Here is an 18,634-nt window from a genome sequence, read left to right as displayed (position 1 = left end):
CTCGCCTCTATCGCATCACTGAACTCGGCGCTTCCTCCATGTGGGCTGCTATTCGCTTCCGCGAAATCAACTTCCCCAGAGACTTTATTATGACCAAATCATTCGCGCAGTAGAGACAATTGTTAAGGAGAAATTCCATATAGACGCGATTTCTTTTTAAAATGAGTGCCATAGAAGAAAGCACAGAGAAAGGCTCATATCTCGGGTTTGTTGAGGGCTCAAGAGCCGGAGTCACAAAGAATGAAGACCAAATTCAGCCTCTACGCCCTGTTAAGCGCCGTATGCCTTACCGCCCCCCGTCATACCACTTCAAGCAGGGACGCGTCGGCGAAAACCAGCGCGCCGCGCACCGTGTTGCCTGGAAAAACCTCTGCCACCGCCTGGCAGTAGTTGGCGACCTGCGCCCGGTATTCGTCAAGGCGTGCGCTATCGCTGCGTGAGCTCTTGTAATCGAGCACCCAGAAGACGGCGTCGATTTCCACTAGGCGGTCGACGCGGTGCAACACCCCGGCGCTGGTAATCAGCTCGACTTCGTTCCAGGCGCGACGATACTGCGCCGGGTCGAAAAAAGGTTGCAGGTGCTCGGCGCCCAGTAGGCGTTCAGCCACCGGCAGGGCGCGCTGGTATTCGCCATCGTCAAAGCCCATTGTCATCCACCAGCCATCGTCCGCCAACCGACCGGTGCGCCGTTCGAGCACGGCGTGCAGCAGCAGGCCGAAACGTTCGGCGGCATCCGGCAGGCGACGACGCTCGCCGACCGGCGGCAGGGGCATGCCGCCGGCTTGCACCAACGGTAGGGATTTCGCCAGAGGCGTCGTGGCCAATACCGGCAGCTTGTCGCCGTGCACCAGAACGCTGCCCAGCCTGGCCAGCGCGGCTGCAAGTAGACGGTAAGGGGTCTCGCCGCGCTCTTGCGTCGTTTCAATGCCGCTGGCGATGAATACCTGGCGCGCCCGGGTCATTGCTACGTAGAGCAAATTCAGTTCCTCGCGCCTGGCGGCAGCAAGCTCGGCGTCAAACAGCGGCTGGCGCGCGGTGCCACGCTCCTCTTTGCGGCCGTAAAACGAGACATGCTGCGGCGCCGGTGCTTGCGGCGGCCAATCGACCAGCAGGTCCCACGCCTCGTGTCCGCGCGGCGTCGCATTGGCGTCGAGCAGCCAGACGACGGGCGCCTCAAGGCCCTTGGCGCCGTGAATGGTGAGAATCCGCACGCGACCGGCGTCGGTGCTCTGCGTTTCGATCACGCCTTCATCCGGCGCTTCGCCGGCATCGGCCTCGCGCAAGTCACGCAATTCGTCGATGAAACGCGGCAGGCTGGGATAGCGGCCGCCGTCAAGGTCCAGCGCCAACAGTAGCAGCGCGCGCAGGTTGGCGTCAGCGCTGGCGTTGAGGGCTTCGGGAACGGCCAGCCGGTAGCGGGCAAGCACTTCGCCTTGGTGGAAAATACGGTCGAGCAGATCGTGTGCCGGCAGTCGATCGGCCGCCTCTAACCACTCGCCAAGCAGGCGCCCCGCACGCGCCAGACAGGGCGAGGCCAGACCACTGGCAAGCAGGGCTTGCAGACGCTCCCACCAGGAGGCTTCCGGACGTGATGCCAGACGCATCAACTCGTCGTCGTTACAGGCAAACAGGGGGGAGCGCAAGGCCTGGGCCAGCTTGAGGTCGGCCATTGGCGTCACCAGAAACTCGAGTAGCGCGACGATGTCGCGCACTTCCAGCGCCGCCAGCAAGCCGCCGCGCGAGCCGGCCGCAAAGGGAATGCCGACCGCGGAGAGGGCGCGTTCGTAACACGCCAGGTTGGTTCGGGTACGCACCAGCAACATGATGTCGCCATAGCGTAACTGCCGTTGTACAGGCCGCCCGTCGGCAGCCTTGTCTTCGATCTGCCAGCATTTGCCCGCTGCGGCGCCAGACTCACCCACCATTTCACGAATTTTCTCGGCCAGATCTGCGGCCTCTTGCCAACGCCGCGAATCTTCCGGCGCGACAGCGGCTTCGTGCAGCGGATCGCGCAGTCCGGTGCGGGCTGGCGCACCCTCATCAGCGTCCGCCTTGCCGCACAACGGCAACAGCTCGACCCGTCCGGGCAGTGCCCCGGCCAGGGTATTCTGCGGACGGAAAGGCACGAACTCGGGCCGCTCGAGAAAAAGCGCGTTGACCACCTCGACAATGCTATTGGCATTGCGCCGGGTGGCATCGAGTTCGCAACGGATGGCGGCGAAGTCGCGTTCGAGGAAATCGGCAGCCACCAGAAACAGCCTAGGCTCGGCGCGGCGGAAGCGATAGATCGACTGTTTGGGATCGCCCACTAGAAAAACGCTGGGCCGCGCCGCGTCCGAATAGGCCGCCAGCCAGGCCAGCAGGATCTGCCATTGCAGGGGGCTGGTGTCCTGAAACTCGTCCAGCAACACATGGCGGTAACGTGCGTCCAGACGGGCCTGCAGGAAAGCGGCGGTGTCCTCGGCGCGCAGCAGTTTGAGCACGTTCCACTCGGCGTCGACAAAGTCGATCTGCCGGCGTGCCTGCTTGAACTCGTCCACGTGCGCGAGAAAAGCCTGGAACACCGCGCAGACATCCTGATTGAAGGCGTAGATGCGCTCCTCCGTCTGCCCTGCCAGGCAAGCAATGAGCTGTTCGCCGAGTTGTTCGTGCAGTTCAAGGAAGCGCTCCGCACCTTGCGCCGTGTAGCGTTGGTCGAGGGTCTTGCCCGGTTTTTTTGAGCGCAGCGTATTTTCCCTGGTCAGCAGCGCCGACTGTAGCCCCGCAAAGCAGCGCGCCCTATCCGTTTCGGCCAGTGCCGCGCGCAGACCTGCCGCTGCCTCCTGATCGCCCTTGAGCTCGCTCACTTCGAGAAAAGCGAGGTAGGCCTGAAATTCAGGTGACCAGTCGCCGGCGAAGAAACCAGCCAGTGCCTGCCCCGGTCCGCTCACCCCCAGTTGCTCGCGCAGCGCGGCGACGACCTTGGCCGCCGTATCGGGCACGTTCTCGCCGAACGCCAGCCACTCGCTGCGTCGGTCCAGCGCGCGGCGAATCAGGCGGCGCGTCGAATCGATCCCGAGTTCGGCCAGCAGGCGGACGAAGCCTTGTGTGACTGCGCTCTCTTGCGCTTTCTGCAGCGTCGCGGCGAAGGACTGCCAGAGTTCGTCAAACAGCCGCGAACCGGAGTCGACCAGCATCGTCCCGGCCAGATTGGCCGACAGCGGGGCGGCATCGACCAGTTGCAGGAACCAGCCGTGAAAGGTGTTGACCGCCAGCCCCGGCTGCGCCGCCAGAACACGCTCGTAAAGCCCGCGCGCCGCATGCAGTTGATCCGTGCTGGCCGCCACGACGCCGCGCTCGGCAAGAAAGGCGCTGACTTGCGCTGCGCTGCCGGTGGCCATGAAATGCAGCCAGGCGACGACACGCTCCTCGATCTCGCGCGCGGCCTTGCGTGTGAAGGTGATGGCCAGTATCTCACCAGGCGCGACGCCGGCCAGCAGCAGACGCAGGATGCGCGAGGCGAGCAGCCAGGTCTTGCCGCTCCCGGCGCAGGCCTCGACCACTACGCTGTGCGCCGGATCGAGCGCGCGCAAGATCAGCGCCGACGGCGGGGCGTCAGACATGATCCCGTCGGCATAGGCCGCTCATTTCGCACCACTGGCAGACGCTGTCGACGCCGTGCGCGGGTAAGCTGGCGCCGGCCCACAAGGCATTGAAGGCCGCAACCAGGCGCTGGCCCTGGGCCTGTGCCTGGTCCATCAGGCTTTCGTTCGCGATCACCGCGTTCCCCGCGGCCACGGCCGTAATGCGTTCGTCATCAAGCGCCACGTAGGCGGCTTGTATGGCGTTGCCATGCAGCAGCGCATAGGCGGGCAACTGCACGTCATCCGCTAGCCGATCGCGGATCGCCTTGGCTGTCTGCGCCTTGTAGTCGAGCAGTGAGGCGCCGCCTGCCGGGCTTTGATCGATACGGTCGATACGTCCGTACAACTCGACGCTGCCCCCGGCGTCGAGAGGCAACACCCGGCTGACCCGCGTTTCGGCCTGCGCCCAGCGCCAGCCCTGCGCCTCGACACTGCGCTGCCATTCAAGGTAGGCCGTCATCCGCTTTCCCCAGCGCAAGCGCCAGCCAGTGGCGAGGAAATTGTCTTCGACGGCAGCCGCGAAGACTTCCCCAACGCAATCCTGCAAAGCAGACAGTGCCTCGTCTGCGGCCAGTTCAGAAACGACCGGATGGCGCTCGTGAAAGCGCTCGAGAACGCGGTGCACCAGTGCGCCATAGTCGCTCTTGTCCATACCCTCGCTAACCTCGTCCATCTCGCCCAGGCCGAGCACGTAGCGGGCGAAGAAGCGATACGGACAATCCACCAGACTGACGTAGCCGCTCACCGAGACGCGACGCGGGATCAGCGCCGGCAGGGCAACGGGTGCTGCAAACGCCGTTGCGCGTGGCGCCGTAACATTTTCCGGAGTCGATTCCGCGCGTGCCGGCAGGGGCGGCCGCCGTAGGTCGTCCTGCCAGGCCAGTTGATGCAGGGTCGAGAGCAGCGCGAATTCGGGTGCCAGAAGATTGGCTTCGCCATCTTGCATCGACTGCCAAGTGACAGTCACGCGCGGCACGGTGGCCAGCAGCAATTCAAGATGGCGACGCAATTCACGCTCGGCGTCGGCGCGGGTGCGCAGGCCAAGTTCCCGTCGCACCGATTGATTAAAGAATTCACCGGTGGCCGCCAGCGTCAGTTGGCGCGCATCGCCGCCAAGCAGCAAGGCCGCTTCGAAGCGGCGCAGGCACACGGCACTGAGCGGGGTGATGACGATTGTGCTGCTGATCGTGCCATCGCGGAAATTGGCTGCTTCAAACTGACGATTGAGCCAGTCGCGCCAGGCGGCAAAGGAAAACAACGCCGTGTTGGCCGCAAGTTCCGCGCGACGCACGTCGAGCAGATCGAGCAGCACTTTGCCCGCCGCATCCTGGCTCAGGGGGACGATTGCGCCGAGCACCTCCAGCGCCTTGTGCAGACGATCGATCCAGCGTGCCAGCGCCGCCGGACGCGCGTGCAGCAGCGTCGTTGCCGTCTCGATGCGCTCGAGCAGGGTCAGCGCCAAGGTCTGGCTTGCGCCGCGCTGCCCGCCAAAGTCAAGCACAGCGCGCCGCATGCGCGGCACGCCGGACTTGACCGAGGCCGCGCGCAGCGCTGCTTCGAGCATGAAGACCGCTGCTTTGCGCGCATCGTCATCACAGTCGGAAAAAATACAGGGCGATTTACACAGGTCGAGCAGATCTCGGTAGTAAGCGCCACCGGCTGCCGTTTCGATGAGCGCATCGACGGCCGCTGCGGCGCGCGAGGTAGACAGCTTCCAGCCGGTTTCATCGCTGACCAGCACCCCCTCGCGTTCGAGCAGTGCGCGCACGCGCCGCGCCGTCAGACGGTCCTGAGCAATCAGCACGATACGACGCAATCCGCTATCCAGCCAGGCGCCGATTTGCGCCACGGCCGCCTGCGCCTCCTGTTCCCGACCATCGGCTGCAACAAGTTGCAGGCGGCCGGACAAGGGGCTAGGTGACTCATGCCGCCGCAGTTCCATGGCTCGCGTAAAGAGCGGTTCAGCAAACGCGGCGGCTGACTCCGGCCAGGCTGCGGCAAGCGTCGCCAGCAAGGGCGAAGTGCAGGCGGCGCGCGGCGCCGGATGGAACACCAAGAGCGGTTGCACTGCGCCGTAACACAGCAGAAAATCGCGTTCGGCGGGGTTAAGCGACTCCTCCGGCGCGGCATTGAGCAGCACCAGCAGCGGCTGCGCAGCATGGCCCGGCCCGGCCTGCCGATTCCGGTTGGCCAGGGCCGCCAGGCGAAGCCGGTAGGTGGCCGGCAAATCTAACCGCCCGGCGCGGGTCAGCGCACGCCACAGCTCATGTACGACACGTGCCTCGAAAGCCAGCGGCGCGCAGGCGCGCAAGGCATAGGCGCGTTGCAGTTGGAGTGCCAGTGCGGCTTCGTCGACGGGCAGGCTCACGGCAGCGGCAGTCAGTTCGTCGAACAGTCCGGCCATTTCCGTAGCGATACCCCACAGCGCGGTCTCGTCAAACCAGCCACGCTCACGCAGGGCTTCATGCAGCAGCACCAGTCGCTCACTGTCGGGTAGTGGCGGCGCAATGGCGGCAATTGGCGTCGACGCAACCCAGTGGCTCAGCGTATCGAAGCGCGGCAGAAGCAGCGATCGAGGCGCAGCGCGGCGTAGCGCGGAAAGCAACTCGCCAGCCAGCGGCATGGCGGGAACGAGAACCAGCATCGACGACAGATCACCCTCTTCGACCGCTGCGGAACAGCGCTCGAAGATGGCTGCAGCCAACGCGTCAAAAAACCCCTCGCCAGCAGGCACGGCCGTTGAATTCAGCCCTTCGGCCACGGACTGCATGGGGAAATCGGGAACAGCGGATCAGCGCTCGAGTTGATCGATCTTGTCCGGCGTACCATTCCACTCATCGGCGTCGGCCAGCGGCTCCCGGCGCTCGGTGATCACCGGCCACAGCTTGGCCAGTTCCGCATTGAGCGCGATAAACCGGCGCTGATTGTCCGGCACGTCATCCTCGGCAAAGATCGCTTCCGCCGGACACTCGGCGACGCAAAGCGTGCAATCAATGCACTCCTCCGGATCGATGGTCAGAAAGTTGGGGCCTTCGTGGAAACAGTCGACCGGGCACACATCCACGCAGTCGGTGTATTTGCACTTGATACAGTTCTCGGTAACAACGTAAGTCATATTTCCTTCTACCAGTGTTGATGTGAAAAACCGTATCGTATTTGCTTGCTCACTTCCCATGTGGGTTTTTTTTCGCTAGGATAGCCGGCGTCTGCCAAGTTTCATTTCTTCAGGCACCTCTCCCCCATCTTCGTTACCCAAAAGGCTTTCCAATGAGCGAACACATCCATTACGTCACTGACGACAACTTTGCCGCCGAGGTTCTGCAAGCGCAACAACCCGTGCTGGTCGATTACTGGGCCGAGTGGTGCGGCCCCTGCAAAATGATTGCGCCGATTCTCGACGAAATCGCCAAAGACTATGCCGGCCGCCTGAAGGTTGCCAAACTGAACATCGACGACAACCAGACGACGCCCACCAGCTACGGCGTGCGGGGCATTCCGACGCTGATGCTGTTCAAGAACGGCAATATCGAAGCCACCAAGGTTGGCGCACTGTCCAAATCGCAACTTGTCGCATTCATTGACAGCCATCTGTAAAATCGATACCCTCCGCCTGGGAGTTCGGGAAGTGCGTGGGAAGTGCGGCGCCTGAAACCAGCTAAAACAAACTCCGCACAGAACTTTCAGGCGTAGTCACCGGCCCCAAGCAGTACCCCCGGCGATACCCATACCCTCCTTGTACGCATGTCATTCGTGACAACGCCCTTAAGCATCACTCCCCAATCCTTTTTATTATCTGCTCATGCACCTATCCGAACTCAAAGCCCTACATGTAAGCCAGCTACTCGATATGGCTGTCACCAACGATATCGAGGGCGCCAATCGACTGCGCAAGCATGAACTGATCTTCGCCTTGCTCAAGAATCAGGCCAAAAAGGGAGAAACCATTTTTGGCGACGGCACGATGGAAACCCTGCCGGACGGTTTCGGTTTCCTGCGCTCGCCCGACACCTCTTACCTGGCCAGCACCGACGATATCTACGTCAGCCCGAGCCAGATTCGCCGCTTCAATCTGCATACGGGCGACACCGTTGAAGGTGAAATCCGTACGCCGAAGGAGGGCGAGCGCTACTTCGCACTGGTCAAGGTCGACCGGATCAACGGCGAAGCACCCGAAGCGTCGAAGAACAAGATACTCTTCGAAAACCTGACGCCGCTACACCCCACCGAGCACATGAAACTCGAACGCGATATCCGCGGCGAGGAAAACATCACCAGTCGCATCATCGACATCATCGCGCCAATCGGCAAAGGCCAGCGCGGCCTGCTGGTGTCCAGCCCGAAAAGCGGCAAGACGGTAATGATGCAGCACATCGCCCATGCCATTACGACCAATCACCCGGATGTCAAGGTCATCGTCCTACTGATCGACGAACGCCCGGAAGAAGTGACCGAAATGACCCGCTCGGTGAAGGGCGAAGTTGTTGCGTCGACCTTCGACGAGCCTGCCACCCGCCACGTGCAGGTTGCCGAAATGGTTATTGAAAAGGCCAAACGTCTGGTCGAACACAAAAAGGATGTCGTCATCCTGCTCGACTCGATCACCCGCCTGGCACGTGCCTACAACACGGTGCAACCGGCCTCCGGAAAGGTTCTGACCGGGGGTGTCGACGCCAACGCCCTGCAGAAACCGAAGCGCTTCTTCGGTGCGGCGCGCAACATTGAGGAAGGCGGCTCGCTGACCATCATCGCCACCGCCCTGATTGACACCGGCAGCCGCATGGACGATGTGATCTACGAAGAATTCAAGGGCACCGGCAACCTGGAAATCCACCTCGACCGGCGCATGGCCGAGAAGCGTGTGTACCCGGCGATCAACGTCAATCGCTCCGGCACCCGTCGCGAAGAATTGTTGCTGATGCCCGACGTCCTGCAAAAGATGTGGGTTCTGCGCAAGTTGCTTTACAACATGGACGATCTCGAGGCGATGGAATTTCTGCTCGACAAAATCAAGGCCACCAAAAACAACGGTGAATTCTTCGATTCAATGCGTCGCTAATCGCCACTTGATTGCTTATTGACAACAAATCAAGGATAATCACGCGTTTTCCGGAGTCGGTCACCGAAGCAAGCTCCGTTTGCATCGAGCCGGCTAGATTTGATTTACAGGACTCACAGGACTTTCCAAGATGAAATCCGATATCCATCCAGCCTACCAAGAAATCGAAGTCACCTGCTCCTGTGGCAACGTGTTCAAAACCCAATCAACGATGAAGAAGGCGCTGCACGTTGAAGTGTGTTCTGCCTGCCATCCGTTCTACACTGGCAAACAGAAGATCATCGACACCGCAGGCCGCGTTGAGAAGTTCAACCGGAAGTACGGCGCGACGCGTAAGTCGGCTTAGTTTCACATCGAGTTCGCGCGGACTCAGCAAAAAGGCAGCCGCAGGGCTGCTTTTTTTATTCGTCCAATCCATCGATACTGCAACACACTCCCGGTCATGCCATTTCTCCCAGAACACCCTCGCTTCAAGGGAATATCCCTGCCGCCCAGCGGCTGGGTGCTGGGCGTCTTGCTGGTCGTCTACATTTTTACCGGCCTCATCGGCCATGACCCGTGGAAGCATGACGACGCGATCTCGATCGGCATCGCCTACGACATCGTCAGCAGCGGCAACTGGCTGACGCCGCAACTCGCCGGGCAAGCCTACCCGGACGCTCCGCTCTATTACTGGACAGCGGCGATCACGGCCCACCTTTTTTCGTGGCTGTTGCCGGTGCATGATGCCGCGCGCCTGGCCAGCGGCCTCTATACCCTCCTGGCACTTGAGTTCATTCTGCTCGCCGCACGCGAACTCCATGGCCGTGATCACGCCGCCGCCGCGCCGCTGATCCTTGCCGGAAGCATCGGCTTCCTGTTTCACGCACACGAAGCCCAGCCGATGCTGGCGGCGCTGACCGCACACGCTGCCGCTTACTGGGCTCTAACGCTGCTGGCACGCCGCCCGTACTATGCCGCTATGATATTTGGTGCCGCACTCGCGGTGGGTTTTCTCGCCAACGGGCTGCTACCCTTGCTGACGCTGTTGCCGCTTACTGTGGTAACCCTTTACCAGGCCGAGGACAGGAAAAGCAGCGCGATCCTTCTGGCCGCTGCCCTGGCCCTGGCTTTGGTGTTATCCGCAAGCTGGTTGATCCCCCTGCAAATGACTTCGCCGCACTATCTTGCGCGATTTTTTCAGGGTGAACTGGCGGCCTTGAGCAAGACCGTGCAGATGCCGTACAACGTCCTGCGCTACCTTAACCTGCTGCTCTGGTATGCTTGGCCCGCGTTGCCGCTGGCGGCATGGGCGCTATGGTCAAAACGCCGCACGCTGGGCAGCAAACCGCTGGCCATGCCGATTGCCACCTTTCTCTCGGTGCTGCTCATTCTTGGTCTGAGCGTAGAAGTGAGCAGCGCGCCAACCCTGCTGCTCCTGCCACCACTGGTTCTGCTGGCGGTACCCGGCGTTGCCACCCTGCGTCGTGGCGCAGCCAACGCCTTCGACTGGTTCGGCATGATGACCTTTACGCTCTTTTCCGCGGTCGCCTGGATCGTCTGGGGCGCCATGGTCTTCGCCTGGCCTGAACGCCTGGCGCGCCAGGTGGTGCGCCTGGAACCGGGTTTCGCAGGCCAGTTCAGCCTCCTTGCCTGCCTCTTCTCAATCGTAGTCACGATTGTCTGGTTCTGGCTGATTGTGACCAGCCCGCGTTCGCCGATGCGCGGCATCATGCACTGGATGGCCGGCCTGACTTTGTTCTGGCTGCTCATCGCCGCACTGTGGATGCCCTGGATTGATTACGGCAAGACCTACCGTCCGCTCTCCGCGTCTTTGGCCAGGGCCTTGCCAGCCAAGGTGAACTGTATCGCCAACGCCAATCTGGCCGATTCGATTCTCGCTTCTCTTGATTACTTCGACGGAATCCGCACCGTTCCGCTCAGGAACACTGCCGGCAAAGCCTGCGACTGGCTGCTGGTCCAAGGCGAGCCCGCTGCGGCGGCCGGATGGCGCAAGGTCTGGGAAGGAAGGCGCCCCAGCGATCGCCGCGAAAGCGATCAATTCCGCCTCTACCGCCGCACACAACAATCCCATTGAGCGACCGGAACGGGGGCAACACGCCCCTGAGTATCTGACGCCTTACAATCGGATGAAGTGCTCGCGGTAATACTTCAGTTCGGCAATGGATTCACGAATATCGGCCAGCGCCGTATGATCGGATTTCTTGACAAAACCTTTGGCCAGATCAGGCTTCCAGCGCCGGCACAACTCCTTGAGTGTGCTCACATCAAGATTGCGATAGTGGAACCAGGCTTCCAGTTGCGGCATGTAACGCACCATGAAGCGACGATCCTGTCCGATCGAATTGCCGCACATCGGACTCGTTTCCCTGGGCACGTACTCCTGAATGAAAGCCAGCGCGGCGGCAGCGACCATCGCCTCATCCAGCGTCGAAGCCTTGACCTTTTCGATCAGACCGGAACGACCATGCGTTGTCCTGTTCCACTCGTCCATCGCTGCAAGCTGGGCATCCGCTTGATGAACGACCCACACCGGTGATTCGGCAATGGTCGAGAGATCGTTGTCGGTTACAATCATCGCCAGTTCGATGATGCGCTCGCGCTCGGGATCAAGGCCGGTCATTTCCATATCCAGCCAGATGAGGTGATTTGCGTCCTGTGCCATATAATCCGTCCGAGCTTACAAGCTTACTAAACGCCCATTTTCTCACAGTCGAATGACCAATATTTTTTCTCTCGCCTTTCTTCTCGCCCTGGCGCTGATGGTCGTTTGCCGCTGTTGGCTGGCCCGGCGCCAGATTTCGCATGTTCTGGCGCATCGCGCGGCAGTTCCCGAGCAATTCGCCGGCCGCCTCGAATTGCAGGCGCACCAGAAAGCGGCTGACTACACCGTCGCGCAAACCCGCTTTGGCCGGATAACGCTGACCATCGAAGTGCTCGTCCTGCTGTCCTTCACCTTCGCCGGAGGACTGCAAGCGTTGCACGACTTCTGGAACGCCAGGCTGGCCGGGATGACTTATGGCGTAGTCATTATTTTCAGTGTGATATTCATCTCGGGCCTCATCGATCTTCCGCTGTCCTTGTACAAACAGTTCGTTATCGAAGAAAAATTCGGCTTTAACCGTATGACGATTAAGTTATTCGTCATTGATCTTGTCAAGCAGACTGCGCTGGGCATCGCCATCGGCACCCCCGTGCTGCTCGCTGTTCTGTGGCTGATGGCGCAGATGGGAAATCTGTGGTGGCTGTACGTCTGGCTGTTCTGGTGCGTCTTCAATCTGCTGATCCTATTCATTTACCCGACCTGGATCGCGCCGCTCTTCAACACGTTTTCGCCACTCGATGACGCGCCGCTCAAGGCCCGTATTGAAGGGCTGCTGGAGCGTTGCGGCTTTGCCACTGGTGGGCTGTTCGTGATGGACGGCTCGAAACGTTCCAGTCACGGTAACGCCTACTTCACCGGCTTTGGCAAAACCAAGCGCATCGTTTTTTTCGACACCTTGCTCAGCCGCCTGCAAGCGGTTGAGGTAGAAGCCGTGCTGGCCCACGAACTCGGTCACTTCAAGCACCGCCATGTGATCAAGCGCATCGCCTTGCTCTTTTCCATGTCATTGGTTTTTCTCGCCGCTCTCGGCCAGATGCTGAACGCCGACTGGTTCTTTAACGGTTTAGGCGTGCAGGCGCACAACACCGCGCTGGCGCTGATTCTTTTTTCCCTGGTGGCGCCGGTCTTTACCTTCCTGCTGACGCCACTATCCAGCCTGCTCTCGCGCCGTCATGAGTTCGAAGCCGACCGCTACGCCGCCGAGCACGCCTCCGCTGACGATCTGGTCAAGGCGCTGGTCAAACTCTACGAGGATAATGCCGCAACATTGACCCCCGACCCACTGCATTCGCTGTTTTACGATTCGCATCCACCCGCAGCACTGCGCATTGCGCGCCTGAACGGACATTGATGACTATGGCACAGCTTAGCGAAGAACATTGCCGCCCTCTGCGCGGCGCTGAACACCGGCTCGACACGGTGCAGGCACAGGCCCTGCTCGAACGCCTTGAAGGCTGGAAAATCGATGGCGAACGCCTGCTCAGGGAGTTTCGTTTCGCTGATTTCAAGAGCACGATGCTCTTCGTCAATACCGTCGCCTGCCTGGCCGAACGCGAGAATCACCACCCCGATCTGGAAGTCGGCTACAGCCGGGTGCAGGTCGCCTACTGCACACATGACGTTGGCGGCTTGTCACGCAACGATTTCATCTGTGCCGCAAAAATTTCGGCGCTGTCGATAATTTGAAACTCGCCGGCACCATCGTCGCTGCGCATGGCCGGCAATATCGAGTTGAGCTGTCGACGGGCGAGATCCTGCTGTGCTTTCCGCGCGGGAAAAAAAGCGAACTGGCCTGTGGCGACCAAGTCAGCATACAGCGCAGCGGGGATGCCCAGGGAGTGGTTGACTCAATTGCACCACGCCACACCCTGCTCTATCGTTCGAATGAATTCAAACAAAAACTGATCGCCGCCAATGTGACGCAAATCATCGTTGTCGTTGCCACCGAGCCTTCGTTTTCCGATGAACTGATCACCCGCTGCATTGTTGCCGCGGAAAGCCAGGACATGCAGGTGCTGATCATTCTCAACAAGTGCGACCTGAGCGAGCGCGTTGCACGGACCGTTCCGACACTGGCGCCGTTTGAAAAACTCGGCTACCCGCTGCTCAGGCTTTCTGCACACGCTGGCGTGCAGGAACTGCTCCCTTATTTATCCGGGCACACCAGCGTTCTCGTCGGCCAGTCGGGCATGGGCAAGTCAACGCTGACCAATGCCTTGATGCCTGAGGCCAACGCGCCAACGCGCGAGATTTCTGCAGCACTCGACTCCGGAAAACACACCACGACCCATGCGACGCTCTACCGGCTCGACAGCAGTTCGGCACTGATCGACTCGCCGGGTCTGCAGGAGTTTGGCCTGCGCCACCTGTCGCCCAATGCGATCGAGCATGGATTTCTGGAGTTCAGGCCACTGCTCGGCCAATGCCGTTTCCGCAACTGTCGCCATGACCGTGAGCCGGATTGTGCGATACATTATGCCGCTCAGCATGGCGTTATCGACCCGCGCCGTTATGCCGCTTTTCGTTCTCTTTTCGCCGAACTTGGCGTTCCTACAGGAAAACAGTCATGAGCGACATCACCATCCGTCGTAAACACGGCAAATCCCCTGCCGACGCCCGCGCCGCAGCCGAAAATATGGCCTCAGAGCTTAAGCAAGCGTTTGATCTGAACTATTTCTGGGATGGCGAGGTCATGCACTTCAAGCGACCTGGCGTGTCCGGCGAACTGACGCTGGACAGCGAAGACATCGCCCTCTGCATCCGTCTCAGTTTATTACTCTCCATGCTCAAGCCAAGCATCGAGCGCGAGGTTCACAAGTTCTTTGATGAGAATTTTCAGGTCTGAGTTACGCTGGCTAGCGCTGTTATGCTCAGCACAAAAAGGCAATCACCGAGTCGACGGGCAGGCTTATGGATCTCAAACCGAAGCGACGAACACGCGAGCGCATCCTTGAAGCCAGCCTGCGGCTGTTCAATGAGTTTGGCGAACCCAATGTCACGACGACCATCATCGCCGACGACCTGAATATCAGCCCGGGAAACCTGTACTACCACTTCCACAATAAAGACGAAATCGTCGAGGCCATATTCGCCGGATTCGAACGCGAGATTGAAGAAATACTCTCCGTTCCGACTAATCGACAGGCCAATGTCGACGACATCTGGTTGTTTCTGCACCTCTTGTTCGAACACATCTGGAAGTTCCGCTTCTTCTACCGCGACCTGAACGATCTGTTGACACGCAATCGCACGCTCGAAATTCATTTCAAGCAGATCATTGCCCACAAAATATTGACCGCAACCCTGCTCTGCGAAGGGCTGGTCTTGGCCGGCGCCATGCGTGCATCGAACAACGAATTGCGCACCCTGAGCACCAATATGGCGGTAATCGCCACCTACTGGTTATCCTTCGAGTACGTTCGCGATCCGCGCGGCAGGATGGAGAACGAGCGGATCGGGCGGGGCGTTTATCAGGTCATGGCCATGGTCTCGCCCTTCCTGGTGGGTGAGGCCCGTGCGCTGCTTGAGAAACTCTCCGTCGAATATCTGAAGCGCTAACGCGAGCTTGGCATCACCCACTCTGGAGAAAGTCATGACCTGGAAAAAATTTCCCAATCCTGACAAGGCATTTGCATATCCTGGCGCCGCACTTCAGAAAAACTGGGCCCGCCTGCACTGCGGTGACTGCGAGCCCTTCCCCGACAATGCCAAAGTTCAGGCCGCCTGGCGCAGTTACCATGCTGGCGACTTCGGCAAGGCGGTCGCACTCGGACTTGCCTGCGGCATGGCCGGTCATGCCGCGGCCAACAAGGCGGCGATCGTCTATGCCAGTTACCTTGAGACGGATGAAGAGCGACTGCTCACACTGTTGCTTGACGCCGCGCAACGTTGCGAAGAACAGCAGCGGGTGATGCCACAGTACGCCAACGCCTGGTACCTCCACGCCTATGCGCTTGGTCGTTACAGTCAGCGCATTTCGGTGCTCAAGGCGCTGACTCAGGGCCTGGGAAACAAGATCAAGAACAGCCTGACGCAGGCGCTAACGCTTGAACCGAAACATGCCGATGCGCATATCGCGCTCGGCGCTTACCACGCCGAAGTAATCGACAAGGTGGGGGCATTGGTCGGTGGCCTCACCTACGGGGCAAAGAAAACGACCGGGGTCGAGCATTTTGAAACTGCACTCAAACTAAACCCGGACTCGGCAATCGCCAGGGTTGAGTTTGCCAATGGCCTGGCCATGATGTTCGGCAACGCCAGAATCAAGGATGCCGAGCGCTACTACCAAGAGGCAGCCGCCTGCACGGCGGCAGACGCCATGGAATGGCTCGACATCGAAACGGCCAGAAACGAACTGGAGGACTGAAGCGCTGCGCTGTTTGCCCGGACTATTTGCGCCGCTTGGTTCTGGACGGGTCGAGCAGGCCGACGCAACGCCGAAGGGTTGCGGCCTGCGCCTCGGGCGATTTGCCTACCAGTTCGCAGTCCTGAGTTTCCGGTTTTGTCTTTTTCGCCTTGGGCAAGGTTAGCGCTTCTGGTGAGTGAGGTTTTGTCTCCGGAAAATTCGCCCCGCTTTCCACAGGCTTCACCACTGGAGCAGTGCTTTCCGTTTTGCCGGCTGCTTCACTCGCGACGACGGAGCGGGCGATTGCGTAGCCCTTCAACACCTTGACGTGCCTGGAGAGGGCGGCATTTTGCTCCTGCACTTCATCAAGCGCAATGGTCTTTGCCTTCAACTCATCTCTTAGCGCAAACACTTCAGCTTCCAGCATGGTGCTTTGTTGATAATAAATAAAAGCGCCCACTACAATTATCGTCAGCAGAACACCGAGCAGCAAGGCAAGAACAACGACGATCGTGAGTTTCGGTTCGCTGGCTGGTGTTTCTTCGGCAGCTTCAGTCTCTTCGCTCTGAAGTTTCACGACATTTCCTTTGGCTTTCCGTCGGCTACACGTTGAGGCTCAAATGCACGACCACACCACGTATAACGTATACCAAAGGTAATACTTTAGCAATCCCGACTAACTTGCTGAAAAAATCAGGATTATTTATTCCAGCAGCGCTTTTTCAACCGCGACCGGATCAGCAAGTCGCTCCCAGGGCTCGATCAGCACCAGCCAAAGCAGCTGTTCAAACTCAAGCGCAAAGCGCTCGACGATACGTTCGGGATCGTCAACCATGTTTTTATCGACAATCAAGCCGAACTGCACCTGACCGTTGTAGGAAAGAATGCTGACGCCGATGCCGATGCTGCCCGACTGCGGCACCCAGAACATCTGCTGCCTGAGTTTGACCCCGGCCATGTAGCGTGCCTGTTGCGGCCCGGGGACATTGGTCATCACCGCAGTCGCTTTACTGGCCAGCAGGTCGAGCACCTGTTGCTGGAGGAACTTGGGCGCCATTCCTACCAAACCCAGAATACCGTAAGTCACTGCGGCCTGATAAGACCCCTTGAGCGCCGCCATCCGCGTACGCGTGGCGTACAGGCGTTCCAGCGGATTCTCGATACCGATCGGCAATTCGAGGGCAACCAGGCCAAAATGGTTGCCCAGGCTCTCCTCGCTGTCGGAAGTACGCAGATTTACCGGAATCATGGCCCGTATTTCGGTGTTTGTTGTTACTTCGCCTTTATCCCACAGGTAGCCGCGCAGAGCCCCGGCCACTGCGCAGAGCAGCATGTCGTTGACGGAACAGCCGAGAACCCGGCCAACCGCCTTTACCCGCTCCAGAGGAATCGGTTCAGACCACGCGACACGCTTGACGGTGCCGGGTTTGCCCTTCAAGCGGGTTTCGCTGTCATTGGCCATCAGTGCCAGCTTCCCGACTTCATTGAGCATGGCGCCAGCCACGCTGGCATAGTCGCGGAGCGTACCCGGGTCGTTGCGCAGTCCCTGGTATTGCCCCCACAGATTGCCGCCAATACGAATCGAAGCGAGTGCCAGGTCTGAAATCGGCTCGGCCAGGATGCTCCAGAGATCTGCGTCATCCTTATCCATTGTTTCACCGACATCAGGATCAGATCGTGCTGGCGTTTCCTGTCCGCCGTCTTCGGGAACATCGGCATGCTCGTCGGTCAACGAATTCATAACGCCAACCAGAGCGATGCCATCGGCAATGGCATGATGAATGCGTACAACCAGTGCGGAGTTCCCCTCGGCAGTGTCGACGAGGTGGTACTCCCAGCGTGGCCGCGAAGGATTAAGTGGCTCACTGGCCATTTCGGCGACGAACTTCTCAAGTTCACGCTTGCCGCACGGAGAAGGCAGGAGCGAATGCCGAATGTGCGCATCAATGTCGAAATTGTCGTCATCGACCCACCATGCGCCATCAGCGTTCTGTTCGGCGATTTGATGGAAACGTGGGTAGCGCAACAAGCGCTTGATCACGGTACGCTTCAGGCGCTCCACATCCAGACGCCCCTCAAAAATCATCACGCCAATGATTTGCATCAGGTTGCTGGGGCGATCCATACGCAACCACGCCGTATCGACGCTGGCCATGCGTTCACGCGCACGCTCGCGGGATGTCATCGCTGATGCTCCGGGCAAAAGGGAGTCTCACATGATAGCAAGAAGCGGGATCGAAAGTCGCCAGCGAGGCGCGGGAAAGCGCATCAAAGCGCACACCCACGCCACGCCCGCATGGGCCGTTGCGCCACAAAGTCAGAAAAATCTGAATACCGGGCTCTGCACTTCCTTCGGTCGCTTGCACCGGTGTGACGGTCGCTTGCGATGGGCGGAGGGATTTTTCGGCGATGCTTAGGGATTAAGGTAGCGCCATTGGGGAGAGCGCTTAAAATACCTCCTGATCTGGCATGGCTACCAACGCTCCGATGTGACAAATTTCGCCAAAAAGTGACGCTAACTGTAGGTTGTTGGCTGTTAGCATTGTGCAGTCACGCACTCAACACCCACTGTTTCCAAGGAATTTAATTCTGGCACGGAACTTGAGTGCGTCATCGCATTGCCCTGCCGGTCGCGTGTCTGGAACGAAAATAACAATTGTCACACCTCAGGTAAGAGCCGGAGCCACAAAGAATGAAGACTAAATTGCGCCTCCACACCCTGCTAAGCGGCATATGTCTTACCGCCCTCACCACCCTATTCGCCCCTCCCGCCCAAGCCGAAGTCGCCCTCCCCAACGGCGACTACCGAGACGAAGTCGAAGAATTCCGCATCCAAACCCTCGCCGGCCCGGTACGCGTGCTCCGCGACTACGTCTTCAACCACTGGCAGATCAACGCCCGCTGGGCGCCGCTCAAGTTCAACCTGGACGCTCTTGACGGCAGCGTCAAAAGCATCGACCGCAACAGCGTCCTCTTCACCCGCCAAGGCGACGTCTGGGTTTTCG

17 protein-coding genes are annotated in these 18,634 nt (G+C 59.8%); 11 read left to right on the top strand and 6 right to left on the bottom strand.

The window, feature by feature from the left end; genetic code table 11:
* Nucleotides 1–299 precede the first annotated feature (299 nt).
* Genes Q1J43_RS00955 through fdxA form a run of 3 tightly spaced genes read right to left on the bottom strand, consistent with a single transcriptional unit; the run spans nucleotide 300 to nucleotide 6,738 of the window.
* Entirely contained in the window at nucleotides 300–3,602 is a 3,303-nt protein-coding gene (locus tag Q1J43_RS00955) for a UvrD-helicase domain-containing protein (RefSeq protein WP_301100416.1), read from the bottom strand.
* Nucleotides 3,595–6,393: a PD-(D/E)XK nuclease family protein gene (locus Q1J43_RS00950; protein WP_301100415.1), complete on the bottom strand. Its 2,799-nt coding sequence runs from the start codon at nucleotides 6,391–6,393 to the stop codon at nucleotides 3,595–3,597. Before Q1J43_RS00950 ends, Q1J43_RS00955 begins: the two co-directional genes overlap by 8 nt.
* A gap of 21 nt (nucleotides 6,394–6,414) precedes the next feature.
* The gene (fdxA, locus tag Q1J43_RS00945) at nucleotides 6,415–6,738 is read right to left on the bottom strand and encodes a ferredoxin FdxA (RefSeq protein ID WP_301100414.1); all 324 of its coding nucleotides are present in this window, start codon (nucleotides 6,736–6,738) and stop codon (nucleotides 6,415–6,417) included.
* 152 nt (nucleotides 6,739–6,890) lie between these two features.
* Between fdxA and trxA the strand changes: the two genes are divergently transcribed.
* The 4 genes from trxA to Q1J43_RS00925 all read left to right on the top strand — a co-directional run bounded on the left by trxA (nucleotide 6,891) and on the right by Q1J43_RS00925 (nucleotide 10,756).
* Entirely contained in the window at nucleotides 6,891–7,217 is a 327-nt protein-coding gene (trxA, locus tag Q1J43_RS00940) for a thioredoxin TrxA (protein WP_301100413.1), read from the top strand.
* A gap of 205 nt (nucleotides 7,218–7,422) precedes the next feature.
* A complete protein-coding gene (rho, locus tag Q1J43_RS00935; protein ID WP_301100412.1) occupies nucleotides 7,423–8,679 on the top strand; it encodes a transcription termination factor Rho in 1,257 nt (418 codons plus the stop codon).
* Nucleotides 8,680–8,809: 130 nt separating this feature from the next.
* Complete coding sequence (gene rpmE, locus Q1J43_RS00930; RefSeq protein ID WP_301100411.1) at nucleotides 8,810–9,025, top strand: 50S ribosomal protein L31; 216 nt, start codon at nucleotides 8,810–8,812, stop codon at nucleotides 9,023–9,025.
* A 96-nt stretch (nucleotides 9,026–9,121) separates the two neighbouring features.
* On the top strand, nucleotides 9,122–10,756 hold the full coding sequence (locus tag Q1J43_RS00925) for a glycosyltransferase family 39 protein (RefSeq protein ID WP_301100410.1): 1,635 nt from the start codon (nucleotides 9,122–9,124) through the stop codon (nucleotides 10,754–10,756).
* Nucleotides 10,757–10,798: 42 nt separating this feature from the next.
* Here the strand turns inward: Q1J43_RS00925 and orn are convergent, their stop codons facing one another.
* Nucleotides 10,799–11,344 (bottom strand): oligoribonuclease, encoded by a 546-nt coding sequence (gene orn, locus Q1J43_RS00920; protein ID WP_301100409.1) that lies wholly within the window; start codon nucleotides 11,342–11,344, stop codon nucleotides 10,799–10,801.
* A gap of 52 nt (nucleotides 11,345–11,396) precedes the next feature.
* On the opposite strand from orn, the gene Q1J43_RS00915 reads away from it, so the two are divergent.
* The 6 genes from Q1J43_RS00915 to Q1J43_RS00890 all read left to right on the top strand — a co-directional run bounded on the left by Q1J43_RS00915 (nucleotide 11,397) and on the right by Q1J43_RS00890 (nucleotide 15,650).
* Nucleotides 11,397–12,635, top strand: a complete 1,239-nt coding sequence (locus Q1J43_RS00915; protein WP_301100408.1) for a M48 family metallopeptidase — start codon at nucleotides 11,397–11,399, stop codon at nucleotides 12,633–12,635.
* On the top strand, nucleotides 12,635–12,970 hold the full coding sequence (locus tag Q1J43_RS00910; protein WP_301100407.1) for a 4a-hydroxytetrahydrobiopterin dehydratase: 336 nt from the start codon (nucleotides 12,635–12,637) through the stop codon (nucleotides 12,968–12,970). Before Q1J43_RS00915 ends, Q1J43_RS00910 begins: the two co-directional genes overlap by 1 nt.
* A complete protein-coding gene (rsgA, locus tag Q1J43_RS00905; RefSeq protein WP_301100406.1) occupies nucleotides 12,967–13,854 on the top strand; it encodes a ribosome small subunit-dependent GTPase A in 888 nt (295 codons plus the stop codon). The genes Q1J43_RS00910 and rsgA overlap by 4 nt, the downstream gene beginning before the upstream one ends.
* A complete protein-coding gene (locus tag Q1J43_RS00900; protein WP_301100405.1) occupies nucleotides 13,851–14,129 on the top strand; it encodes a polyhydroxyalkanoic acid system family protein in 279 nt (92 codons plus the stop codon). Before rsgA ends, Q1J43_RS00900 begins: the two co-directional genes overlap by 4 nt.
* Before the next feature lie 65 nt (nucleotides 14,130–14,194).
* Nucleotides 14,195–14,842 (top strand): TetR/AcrR family transcriptional regulator, encoded by a 648-nt coding sequence (locus Q1J43_RS00895; RefSeq protein ID WP_301100404.1) that lies wholly within the window; start codon nucleotides 14,195–14,197, stop codon nucleotides 14,840–14,842.
* 34 nt (nucleotides 14,843–14,876) lie between these two features.
* A complete protein-coding gene (locus Q1J43_RS00890) occupies nucleotides 14,877–15,650 on the top strand; it encodes a hypothetical protein (protein ID WP_301100403.1) in 774 nt (257 codons plus the stop codon).
* Between the two features lie 22 nt (nucleotides 15,651–15,672).
* Here the strand turns inward: Q1J43_RS00890 and Q1J43_RS00885 are convergent, their stop codons facing one another.
* Both Q1J43_RS00885 and Q1J43_RS00880 read right to left on the bottom strand, forming a co-directional pair.
* Nucleotides 15,673–16,206 (bottom strand): hypothetical protein, encoded by a 534-nt coding sequence (locus Q1J43_RS00885; RefSeq protein WP_301100402.1) that lies wholly within the window; start codon nucleotides 16,204–16,206, stop codon nucleotides 15,673–15,675.
* A 126-nt stretch (nucleotides 16,207–16,332) separates the two neighbouring features.
* Nucleotides 16,333–17,814, bottom strand: a complete 1,482-nt coding sequence (locus Q1J43_RS00880) for a wax ester/triacylglycerol synthase family O-acyltransferase (protein ID WP_301100401.1) — start codon at nucleotides 17,812–17,814, stop codon at nucleotides 16,333–16,335.
* A gap of 507 nt (nucleotides 17,815–18,321) precedes the next feature.
* Between Q1J43_RS00880 and Q1J43_RS00875 the strand changes: the two genes are divergently transcribed.
* Nucleotides 18,322–18,634, top strand: a 313-nt coding sequence (locus Q1J43_RS00875) for a hypothetical protein (protein ID WP_301100400.1), incomplete at its 3' end; no start/stop codon positions are given.

It is taken from the genome of Propionivibrio sp. (genome assembly GCF_029255185.1).
Classification (GTDB): domain Bacteria; phylum Pseudomonadota; class Gammaproteobacteria; order Burkholderiales; family Rhodocyclaceae; genus Propionivibrio.
This window is presented reverse-complemented; position numbering and strand designations above follow the sequence as displayed.

Coding starts and splice junctions, on each gene's coding strand:
- Q1J43_RS00955 (WP_301100416.1), bottom strand. CDS start 3,602: ATGTCTGACGCCCCGCCGTCGGCGCTGATCTTGCGCGCGCTCGATCCG.
- Q1J43_RS00950 (WP_301100415.1), bottom strand. CDS start 6,393: ATGCAGTCCGTGGCCGAAGGGCTGAATTCAACGGCCGTGCCTGCTGGC.
- fdxA (WP_301100414.1), bottom strand. CDS start 6,738: ATGACTTACGTTGTTACCGAGAACTGTATCAAGTGCAAATACACCGAC.
- trxA (WP_301100413.1), top strand. CDS start 6,891: ATGAGCGAACACATCCATTACGTCACTGACGACAACTTTGCCGCCGAG.
- rho (WP_301100412.1), top strand. CDS start 7,423: ATGCACCTATCCGAACTCAAAGCCCTACATGTAAGCCAGCTACTCGAT.
- rpmE (WP_301100411.1), top strand. CDS start 8,810: ATGAAATCCGATATCCATCCAGCCTACCAAGAAATCGAAGTCACCTGC.
- Q1J43_RS00925 (WP_301100410.1), top strand. CDS start 9,122: ATGCCATTTCTCCCAGAACACCCTCGCTTCAAGGGAATATCCCTGCCG.
- orn (WP_301100409.1), bottom strand. CDS start 11,344: ATGGCACAGGACGCAAATCACCTCATCTGGCTGGATATGGAAATGACC.
- Q1J43_RS00915 (WP_301100408.1), top strand. CDS start 11,397: ATGACCAATATTTTTTCTCTCGCCTTTCTTCTCGCCCTGGCGCTGATG.
- Q1J43_RS00910 (WP_301100407.1), top strand. CDS start 12,635: ATGACTATGGCACAGCTTAGCGAAGAACATTGCCGCCCTCTGCGCGGC.
- Q1J43_RS00900 (WP_301100405.1), top strand. CDS start 13,851: ATGAGCGACATCACCATCCGTCGTAAACACGGCAAATCCCCTGCCGAC.
- Q1J43_RS00895 (WP_301100404.1), top strand. CDS start 14,195: ATGGATCTCAAACCGAAGCGACGAACACGCGAGCGCATCCTTGAAGCC.
- Q1J43_RS00890 (WP_301100403.1), top strand. CDS start 14,877: ATGACCTGGAAAAAATTTCCCAATCCTGACAAGGCATTTGCATATCCT.
- Q1J43_RS00880 (WP_301100401.1), bottom strand. CDS start 17,814: ATGACATCCCGCGAGCGTGCGCGTGAACGCATGGCCAGCGTCGATACG.